Below are 9,444 nucleotides of genomic sequence, written 5' to 3'. Positions count from 1 at the left end.
CCTCAATGAACGCGGGGGGATAGAGGCCGACCTTACGGTGACCCGGCTGTCCGAGACCGCCTATCTGGCCGTTGTCCCCGGCGCGACACTGCAAAGGAACCTCGCCTGGATGCGCGATCATTTGGGCGACGACTTCGCCGTCATCACCGATGTGACTGCCGCTGAGTCGGTCCTCTGCGTGATGGGGCCGAAGTCGCGTGACCTTCTGTCCCGTGTCTCGCCCAATGACTTCAGCAACACCGCGCATCCCTTTGGCACAATGCGGGAAATCGAGGTCGGCATGGGCCTCGCCCGCGCCCATCGCGTCACCTACGTAGGTGAGCTAGGCTGGGAGCTTTACGTCTCCTCCGACCAGACCGCCCACGTCTTCGAGGCACTGGAAGAGGCGGGCGCAGACCTCGGGCTAAAGCTCTGCGGCCTCCATACCCTCGACAGCTGCCGGATCGAGAAGGCCTACCGCCACTGGGGCCATGACATCACCGATGAAGATCATGTGCTGGAAGCGGGCCTCGGCTTCACCGTCAGTCGCAAGAAACCGTCCTTCATCGGCCGCGATGCCGCTCTGCGGGCCGAGCAGACGGGCCTTGGCCGTAAGATGCTCCAGTTCCGCCTGAAAGACCCCGAACCGCTCCTCTTCCACAACGAGGCCGTGGTCCGCGACGGCAAGATCGTCGGCCCCGTGACCTCCGGCAACTACGGCCATTTCCTCGGCGGAGCCGTCGGCATGGGCTATGTTCCCGCCAAAGGGCAGTCGGATGATGATATCCTTGGCTCGCGCTATGAAATCGAGGTCGCGGGCCAGAGGCATGAGGCGATTGCTTCGCTGATACCGATGTACGACCCGAAGTCGGAAAGGATCAAGGCATGACCCTCGCTGCACGCCATCAGGCCTTCCACGACCTGCACCAACACGGCTGCTTCGTCATCCCGAACCCCTGGGATCGCGGCTCGGCCCGGATGATGGCAGCACTCGGGGCAAAGGCGCTAGCCACCTCATCCGCAGCCCACGCCTTCACCCTGGGCCGCCCCGACCTTGGCGGCGTCACGCGGGACGAGGCGTTGGCCCACGCCGCCGACCTGATCGCGGCCACCGACCTCCCGGTCTCGGGCGATTTCGAGAACGGCTTCGGTGACAACCCGGAAGACGTGACCGAAACCGTCCGCCTTTCCGGCGAGGTCGGCCTCTCCGGCATCTCGGTCGAAGACACCCAGATGATCCCCGGCAACGCCCCCTATGCCTTTGATCTGGCAGTAGAACGTATCCGCGCCGGGGTCGCCGCCGCCCGCGCCTTCAAACGCCCCTTCATCTTCTGCGCCCGCGCCGACGGCGTGATGCACGGCACCTACGACCTCGCCGAGGGCATCCGCCGCCTGCAAGCCTTCGAGGCCGCCGGGGCTGATCTCCTCTACATCCCGGTCCCGCCCGGCAAGCCCGAACTCGCCAAGATACTGGCCGCCGTGAAGAAGCCGGTAAACGCCCTCGCCGCCGGACCGCTCAAGTCCCTGACTGTGGCCGAGCTTGCCGCAATGGGCGTCCGCCGCATCTCGACCGGCAGCCAGATCGCCCGCCTGACCCATGCCGCCATCCGCGACTCTGTGACCGCAATGCTGGAACAGGGCTCCTTCGCCCCCCTCGCGGGAACCGCCAATGGCGACGACATCGACGCACTCCTCCTTAAAGGATCATCCAAATGACCGAGATCGGTGAGATCTGCGAACCCGCCCGCGCCCGCCGATCTGGCGGCCGCCAGGCCCGCGTCGCCATGCGCGCGGCCCCCTTGGCCGATGACGTGCGCCCCGTCCGCCCCGGCATGCCCGGCGGGCAGTACAAGCCCCTGACCGAAGTGGCAGTGCAGCAGATCCATGCCGCCGCCCTCGACGCCCTTGAACAGATCGGCCTTAGCCAGGCCCCGCCCTCCGGCGTCAAGCTCCTGACCGAAGCGGGCGCGATCCAAGGCGACGACGGCCGCATCCGCTTCCCCCGTGCGCTGGTCGAGGACATGCTGACGATCGCCGCCCGCGACATCACCCTTCACGCGCGCGACCCGAAGTACGACCTCCACCTCACCGGCACCAACGTCCACTACGGCACCGCCGGGGCTGCCGTGCATATCGTCGACCCCATCACCCTCGACTACCGCGAATCCACCGCGCAAGACCTTTATGACGCCGCCCGCCTGGTCGATAACCTCGACAACATCCACTTCTACCAGCGGACGATGGTCTGCCGCGACGTTGTCGACAACAAGGAGATGGACCTCAACACCCTCTACGGCTCGCTCTCCGGCACCGTAAAGCATGTGGGCACCAGCTTCTCCGACCCCGCCCATGTCGCCGACTGCTTCGAGCTGATCCACATGGTCGCAGGCGGCGAAGCCGAGTGGCGCGACCGACCCTTCGTCAGCAATTCCAATTGCTTCGTCGTCCCCCCGATGAAATTCGCCGAGGAAAGCTGCATAACCATGGAGGATTGCATCCGCCGCGGCATGCCGATGCTCCTCCTCTCCGCGGGGCAAGCCGGGGCCACAGCACCAGCGCCCATTGCGCTGACCATCGTCCAGGCCGTCGCGGAATGCCTGGCAGGCGTCGTCTACGTCAACGCCATCAAGCCCGGCGCGCCCGCCATCTTCGGCACCTGGCCCTTCGTCTCCGACCTCCGCACCGGGGCCATGTCCGGAGGCAGCGCCGAACAGGCGCTTCTGACCGCAGGCTGCGCCCAGATGCACCGTTTCTACAACCTCCCCGGTGGGGCCGCCTCCGGGATCAGCGATAGCAAACTCCCCGACATGCAGGCCGGATGGGAGCAGGGCATCACCAACGCCCTCGCCGGTCTCGCAGGCCTCAACATGTGCTACGAGGCCGTCGGCATGCACGCCTCGCTGCTCGGCTTCTGTCTCGAAAGCCTCGTCCTCGGCGACGACCTCCTTGGCCAGACCATGCGCCTTGTCCGCGGCATCGACGTGACCGCTGACAGCACCTCCATCGAGGCGATGAAAGAGGTCTGCCTTGGCGGTCCCGGCCATTACCTTGGCTCTGACCAGACGCTGAAACTGATGCAGACCGAATACATCTACCCCAAGGTTGGCAACCGCATGTCGCCCAAGGAATGGAACGAGGCTGGCAAGCCCTTGCTCCTTGACACGGCGATTGCCCGGAAGAACGATATCCTCTCCAAGGCCGGCTGCCGCGTCGATCCGGACATCGACGCCGCTATCCGCGCCCGCTTCAACATCTACTTCAAGTGAGGTCGCAATGATCCCGGCTAACATGCTGAAATTCTACATCAATGGCCAGTGGGTCGATCCGATCTCGACCAAACGCATGGGTGTCGAAAACCCCGCGACCGAGGAAATCGTCTGCGAGGTCGCCCTCGGCAACAGCGAAGACGCCGACCGCGCGATTCTCGCGGCCCGCGCGGCCTTCGATGGCTGGACCTACCGGCCCGTCGCCGAACGGATCGCGCTGGTGAAGCGGATACTGGAGGTCTACAACGACCGCTACGAAGACTTTGCGCAGGTGATGTCCACCGAGATGGGTGCGCCGATCGAGTGGGCCCGCAGCGCGCAGGCCTGGGCCGGGCAGGTCCATATCGAGGCCACGATCAAGGCCGCCGAGGAGATGGTCTGGGAATACAACCGCGGCACCACGCGGATCATCTACGAAGGGATCGGCGTCTGCTCGCTTATCACCCCTTGGAACTGGCCGATGAACCAGATCGCCTGCAAGGTCGCGCCCGCGCTGATCGCGGGCTGCACGATGGTCCTGAAACCCTCGGAAATCGCTCCACTTTCCGGAACGCTCTTTGCGCAGGTCTGCCACGACGCAGGCGTGCCACCGGGTGTCTTCAACCTCGTCCACGGCCTCGGCCCCGAGGTCGGCGCGCGGATGTCGGTCCACCCGGAAGTGGACATGGTGTCCTTCACCGGCTCGACCCGGGCAGGCACCCAGATCGCCGCGGCAGCGGCCCCCACGGCCAAACGCGTGGCGCAGGAGATGGGCGGCAAGTCCCCCAACATCATCCTGCCGACCGCCAATATCGCCGAAGCCGTTGCTGCAGGCGTCAACGCCGTGATGGCGAACACCGGCCAGTCCTGCGACGCCCCGACTCGGATGCTGGTGCCCCGCAACCGGCAGGCCGAAGCGCTCGCCGTGGCCAAGGAAGTGGCCGAGGGCATCAAGGTCGGCGATCCGCGCGACGAAGCGACGGGGATGGGCCCCCTCGTCTCGAAACTTCAGTTCGAGAAGGTCCAGCGCCTGATCCAAGCCGGGATCGACGAAGGCGCGACCCTCGTCACGGGTGGTGTCGGCCGCCCCGCCGATCTCAATCGCGGCTGGTTCGTGCGCCCGACCGTCTTTGGCGATGTGGTCAATTCAATGACCATCTCGAAAGAGGAAATCTTCGGGCCGGTCCTGGCGATCCAGCCCTACGACAGCATCGAAGACGCTATCCAGCAGGGCAACGACACGATCTACGGCCTTGCCGCCTATATCGCCGGTCCGGTCGAAGACGCCATTCCAGTCGCGCGAAAACTCCGTGCCGGGACCGTGAACCTCAACTACCCCGACTGGGACACCTCCGCCCCCTTCGGCGGCTACAAGCAGTCCGGCAACGGCCGCGAGTACGCCGACTGGGGCATCCACGACTTCTGCGAGGTCAAAGGCATCGTCGGCTACGGCGCGTAAGCGCCGCTTCCGATTTTTCGCAGGAAAATCGTGCAGACAGGAGAGATCATGCACTACGGATACATCGGCCTCGGCAACCTCGGGGCCGCTTGTGCCGGCTGTCTCTTGAAGGACGGCTTCAAGGTCACGGTCTACGACTTGAACGCCGCTCTTGCGGCCCCTCTGGTCGCGAATGGAGCGGTGCTGGCCAAGAGCGCCGAGGAACTCGCGGCCTCGGTCGACCATGTCATCACCTGCCTGCCATCCCCCGTGGTCTCGGAGAAGGTGCTGCGGAACATCCTGCCGCATATGCGGAAAGGGGCCTCCTGGCTGGAAATGTCCACGCTTGGCCGCGACGAGGTCTTGACGCTCGCCGCTGTCGCGGCCGAGGCCGGGGTCCGAATGATGGAGCTTCCCGTCACCGGCGGGGTGCATCTGGCCTATCAGGGCAAGATCACCATGCTCGCGGGCGGCGACAAGGATCTCTTCGATCTTCACCACAAGGCTATGCAGGCGATGGGCGACCGGATTTTCCACATCGGGCCATTGGGCGCGTCCTCGATCATCAAGGTCATCACCAACATGCTGGCCTTCATCCACCTCAAAGCGACCTCCGAGGCGCTGATGCTGGCCAAGCGCGGCGGGCTTGATCTTGCGCAAGCCTGGCACGCCATCGCGGCCTCATCCGGCAACTCGTTCGTGCATGAGACGGAAGGGGCGCTGATCCTGAACGGGTCCTACGACATCGCCTTCAACATCGATCTTGCGCTGAAGGACCTTGGGTTCGCGCTTGGTTTCGGCAAGGAATTCGGCGTGCCGCTCGACCTCGCCTCGATGACCAACCAGACCTACATCGCCGCCAAGGCCGCCTATGGCGGCGAGGCGCAGTCGCCGATGATCGCGAAGCTTCTGGAAGACCTCCTTGGCACCGACCTTCGCGCCGAGGGCTTCCCGGCCAGGCTGGAGTGAGGTGTCCCACGGTGGGACAGATGGCCAGATCTAAGGAAATCAATGGGTTGCGGTGTCGTTAACCCTTTGGAAAGGAATGAAGTACCGTGATGGGCGAGAAGGACGCAACCCGCGCCGCGAGGCTTTTACATCATCGCAAGGCCGGGCTTGCGCCGGGCGACCCGATTGCGCCACCACTCGTTCCGGCCACGACGTTCCATCTGCCCGCGAACGGAACCGGCCCGCACAGCTATTCCCGCGCGGGCAATCCGACGCTGGACGAACTTGAAGCGCAACTTGGCCTTCTGGAGGATGCGCCGGTCGTGGCCTTCCCGTCCGGCATGGCGGCGATTTCTGCGACGCTCTTCGCGTGTCTCAAGGCCGGGGACCGGGTGATCCTGCCCGCCGACGGCTATTATGTGACGCGGGTTCTGGCCGACGAGTTCCTGAAAGCCTTCGGCGTTCAGGTCCAGATGCTGCCAACCACGGGCTATGACACAGCGGATTTCACTGGCGCGGCGATGGTTTATCTGGAAACCCCGTCAAACCCCGGCCTTGATGTCTGCGACATCGCGCTGGTCGCCGCGCGGGCAAAGGCGGCCGGGGCAAGGGTCATCGTCGACAACACCACGATGACGCCCTATCTGCAGCGCCCGCTCGATCTTGGCGCGGACCTTGTGGTCGCGGCGGATACCAAGGCGCCGGGCGGGCATTCTGATCTTCTGGCGGGCCATGTCGCGGGCCGGGACGAGGCGCTGATCGGCCGGGTACGCGACTGGCGGCGGCTTTCGGGTGCCATGCCGGGGCCTTTTGATGCCTGGCTTTTGCACCGAGGGCTGGAGACGCTGGAGGTAAGGCTGGAGCGGATGTGCGCCAGTGCGGCGGTGATCGCCGGGCGGTTGGCGTCGCATCCGACGGTCAAGGCGTTGCGCTATCCTGGGTTGCCGGGAGATCCCTCTCATCGGGCCGTCGGCGGGCAGATGGTGAATGGGGGCTTCCTGATCGGGCTGACGCTGGAAAGCGCGGGCGTCGCCGAGCGGTTCCTTACGGCCTGTCCTTATCTCGCGCAGTCCACCAGTTTCGGCGCGACGCATTCCTCGGCCGAACGCCGGGCGCGTTGGGGCGATGCAGTGCCCGAAGGGTTCGTCCGCCTTTCGGTCGGGCTCGAGCCCGTTGAGGTGCTGTGGCAGTCCATCGCTGCGGCGCTGGGGTAGGCACGATTTTTCGGCGAAAAATCGGGGCCCTGCGGTCAGAGCGTGTCGAGAATCCGAGCGGCTTCGATCTGGAGATCGGCCAGCTTGTTCCGATCCTCGCCGGGGAAGAAGCGGGCGCGGGTTGCCGTCGGGAGGGGCGCGGGGGTCTCGATCAGGACCCGGGGGCCGTGTCTGCGCGTCTCGGCCTGCCAGCTTTTCGCCAGCGCGATCTGGGCGGCTTTGGTCGCGCCGTAGGCCCCGAAGAAGGGCTCGCCCGCGCGGGGATCGTCGAAGAAGAGCGCTGTCCCCTCATGGGCGTGCAGAAGCGGTTCCACCATAGGGATCAGCATGCCGGTCGCGCGGGTGTTGGTGGCGACGGATTTCTCCCAATCCTTCTGGTCGAGAGATCCCATCGGTGCCAGCGGGGCCGCATGCACTGCCGCATGGACCCAGAGGCCGACCCCGCCCCAGCGGTCATGGACGCTGCGGCAGAGATGGCGCATCGCGTCGTCGTTGGTCACGTCCATGGGCGCAAGCGTGAGGCCTCCGGCGCCCGGCTGGCCTGCGCGCTTCACCCGGTCGTCCAGATCCTCAAGCCCTCCGACAGTGCGGGCCACGGCCACGACGTGCCAGCCGCGGAGCGCTAGTTGTTCGGCGACGGCAGCCCCAAGGCCGCGCGAGGCGCCGGTGACTAGCGCGACTTTTGGGGCGATCTTCTCGGTCATGCGTTGGTCCTTGCGGAGGTGTCGAAGCCTCCGGCGGGGATATTTGGGCAAATGTGAAAGGGCAAGGGGTCAGCGCGTGCCGTGAGCAGAGGCAAGCTCGGCCTGCCGGGTGCGGATGATCTGTTCGAGGAGTGCGTCGGGGAGCGGGCGGTCGGGGGTGAAGAGGACGCCGGACTTCGAGGTCTTGAAGGGGGTGCAGTCGATCCGGGGGATCACGGTCCCGGAATGGGGGTAGAGGCCCAGGTGCTTGGCGAAGGCCGCGTAGCCGATGACCATCTTGCCCCTCGGGCCGGGCTTGCGGAAGCCGGGCATGGCGTAGGACATGACCTCCAGGTGGCCGGGGAGGAGGGTGCGGAGGCGTCTGCGCAAGGATTGCAGGGCGGCGCGCTGGTCCGGGGGGAGGGCGGCAAGGTAGGTGTCGACCTCGGCGCTCACTCCGCCGCCTTCATCTGGAAGCCTTCCTCGATCTTGTCGGAGGGGGCCACGGGGTAGTCGCCCGAGAAGCAGGCGTCGCAGAAGCGGGGGCTGGCGGCGTCGCGGCCCTGGGCTTCGCCTGCGGCGCGGTAGAGGCCGTCGAGGGAGATGAACTTGAGGCTGTCGACGCCGATCCAGTCGCGCATTTCGTCCTCGCTCATCGTCGCGGCGAGGAGTTTGGAGCGTTCGGGCGTGTCGACGCCGTAGAAGCAGGGCCAGGCGGTCGGGGGGGAGGCGATGCGGAAGTGGACCTCGGCGGCGCCTGCTTCGAGGATCATGTCCTTGATCTTGCGGGAGGTGGTGCCGCGGACGACAGAGTCGTCGACGAGGATCACGCGTTTGCCTTTGATGAGGGCGCGGTTGACGTTCAGCTTCAGGCGGACGCCCATGTTGCGGATGTGGTCCGTAGGCTCGATGAAGGTGCGGCCCATGTACTGGTTGCGGATGATCCCCATCGCGTAGGGGATGCCGGATTCCTGGCTGTAGCCGATGGCGGCGGGGGTTCCACTGTCGGGGACCGGGCAGACGAGATCGGCATCGACCGGGGCTTCGCGGGCCAGCTCCACGCCGATCTGGCGGCGGGTTTCATAGACGGAACGGCCGCCAATGATGCTGTCGGGGCGCGAGAAATAGACGTTCTCGAAGATGCAGAAGCGGGATTTGGCGGGGGCGAAGGGGCGGGTCGATTCGACCTTGTTGCCTTCGATGACGACCATCTCGCCCGGCTCGATCTCGCGCACGAATTCGGCGCCGATGATGTCTAGGGCGCAGGTTTCCGAGGAGAGCGCCCAGCCGTGGTCGGAGATGCGGCCGAGGACGAGGGGGCGGACGCCTAGGGGGTCGCGCACGCCGATGAGCTTGGTCCGGGTCATGGCGACGACCGAGAAGGCGCCCTCGACGCGGCGGAGCGCGTCCTTGATGCGCTCGGAGAGGGTTTTCTGGATCGAGCGTGCCATCAGGTGGATGATGCATTCGCTGTCGGAGGAGGACTGGAATATGCTCCCGCGCTCGATCAGTTCGCGGCGGAGGGCGGCGGCGTTGGTCAGGTTGCCGTTGTGGGCGATGGCGCAGCCGCCCATCGAGAACTCGCCGAAGAAGGGCTGGACGTCGCGGATTGCGGTCGCGCCCTTCGATCCGGCGGTGGAATAGCGGACATGCCCGATGGCCAGCTGGCCCGGCAGCGTGTCCATGACATCGGGTTTGGTGAAATTGTCGCGCACGTAGCCGAAACGGCGGGCGGAGTTGAAGCCGTGGTCGGGGTGGTAGCAGACGATCCCCCCGGCCTCTTGCCCGCGGTGCTGCAGGGCGTGGAGGCCAAGGGCCACGAAGTTCGACGCGTCGGCCACGCCGACCACGCCGAAAATGCCGCACGCCTCCTTCAGTTTGTCGTCATCGAAGGGGTGAGAGAGGAAGGGGGGCATGCGTGTCCGAATCCTGTCCAG

9 protein-coding genes are annotated in these 9,444 nt (G+C 65.8%); 6 read left to right on the top strand and 3 right to left on the bottom strand.

Annotated elements, in window-relative coordinates:
- The 6 genes from ACRCSW_RS00915 to ACRCSW_RS00890 form a co-directional block, all read left to right on the top strand.
- The coding region (locus ACRCSW_RS00915; protein WP_438702117.1) for an aminomethyltransferase family protein at positions 1-868 on the top strand (868 nt) is incomplete at its 5' end.
- Complete coding sequence (locus ACRCSW_RS00910; protein WP_438702116.1) at positions 865-1,695, top strand: isocitrate lyase/PEP mutase family protein; 831 nt, start codon at positions 865-867, stop codon at positions 1,693-1,695. The genes ACRCSW_RS00915 and ACRCSW_RS00910, both read left to right, overlap by 4 nt.
- A complete protein-coding gene (locus tag ACRCSW_RS00905; protein ID WP_438702115.1) occupies positions 1,692-3,245 on the top strand; it encodes a trimethylamine methyltransferase family protein in 1,554 nt (517 codons plus the stop codon). Before ACRCSW_RS00910 ends, ACRCSW_RS00905 begins: the two co-directional genes overlap by 4 nt.
- Positions 3,246-3,252: 7 nt before the next feature.
- Positions 3,253-4,683 carry an aldehyde dehydrogenase family protein gene (locus tag ACRCSW_RS00900; protein ID WP_438702114.1) on the top strand — a complete coding sequence of 477 codons (1,431 nt, stop codon included), beginning with the start codon at positions 3,253-3,255 and terminating at the stop codon, positions 4,681-4,683.
- Between the two features lie 48 nt (positions 4,684-4,731).
- A complete protein-coding gene (locus ACRCSW_RS00895; protein ID WP_438702113.1) occupies positions 4,732-5,631 on the top strand; it encodes an NAD(P)-dependent oxidoreductase in 900 nt (299 codons plus the stop codon).
- 89 nt (positions 5,632-5,720) lie between these two features.
- Complete coding sequence (locus ACRCSW_RS00890) at positions 5,721-6,824, top strand: cystathionine gamma-lyase (protein ID WP_438702112.1); 1,104 nt, start codon at positions 5,721-5,723, stop codon at positions 6,822-6,824.
- A gap of 35 nt (positions 6,825-6,859) precedes the next feature.
- On the opposite strand, the gene ACRCSW_RS00885 is transcribed toward ACRCSW_RS00890, so the two are convergent.
- From ACRCSW_RS00885 to purF, 3 genes are all read right to left on the bottom strand, one after another.
- Positions 6,860-7,528 carry an SDR family NAD(P)-dependent oxidoreductase gene (locus tag ACRCSW_RS00885; protein WP_438702111.1) on the bottom strand — a complete coding sequence of 223 codons (669 nt, stop codon included), beginning with the start codon at positions 7,526-7,528 and terminating at the stop codon, positions 6,860-6,862.
- 69 nt (positions 7,529-7,597) lie between these two features.
- Entirely contained in the window at positions 7,598-7,963 is a 366-nt protein-coding gene (locus ACRCSW_RS00880; RefSeq protein ID WP_438702110.1) for an iron chaperone, read from the bottom strand.
- Positions 7,960-9,423 (bottom strand): amidophosphoribosyltransferase, encoded by a 1,464-nt coding sequence (gene purF / locus ACRCSW_RS00875; protein WP_438702118.1) that lies wholly within the window; start codon positions 9,421-9,423, stop codon positions 7,960-7,962. The genes ACRCSW_RS00880 and purF overlap by 4 nt, the downstream gene beginning before the upstream one ends.
- Positions 9,424-9,444 lie beyond the last annotated feature (21 nt).

The sequence above is a fragment of the Tabrizicola sp. genome (assembly GCF_051645465.1).
Lineage (GTDB): Bacteria > Pseudomonadota > Alphaproteobacteria > Rhodobacterales > Rhodobacteraceae > Tabrizicola.
This window is presented reverse-complemented; position numbering and strand designations above follow the sequence as displayed.

Bases quoted from the DNA above. Each gene is read 5' to 3' on its own strand.
- ACRCSW_RS00910 (WP_438702116.1), top strand. From the start codon at position 865: ATGACCCTCGCTGCACGCCATCAGGCCTTCCACGACCTGCACCAACAC.
- purF (WP_438702118.1), bottom strand. From the start codon at position 9,423: ATGCCCCCCTTCCTCTCTCACCCCTTCGATGACGACAAACTGAAGGAG.
- ACRCSW_RS00885 (WP_438702111.1), bottom strand. From the start codon at position 7,528: ATGACCGAGAAGATCGCCCCAAAAGTCGCGCTAGTCACCGGCGCCTCG.
- ACRCSW_RS00890 (WP_438702112.1), top strand. From the start codon at position 5,721: ATGGGCGAGAAGGACGCAACCCGCGCCGCGAGGCTTTTACATCATCGC.
- ACRCSW_RS00895 (WP_438702113.1), top strand. From the start codon at position 4,732: ATGCACTACGGATACATCGGCCTCGGCAACCTCGGGGCCGCTTGTGCC.
- ACRCSW_RS00905 (WP_438702115.1), top strand. From the start codon at position 1,692: ATGACCGAGATCGGTGAGATCTGCGAACCCGCCCGCGCCCGCCGATCT.
- ACRCSW_RS00900 (WP_438702114.1), top strand. From the start codon at position 3,253: ATGATCCCGGCTAACATGCTGAAATTCTACATCAATGGCCAGTGGGTC.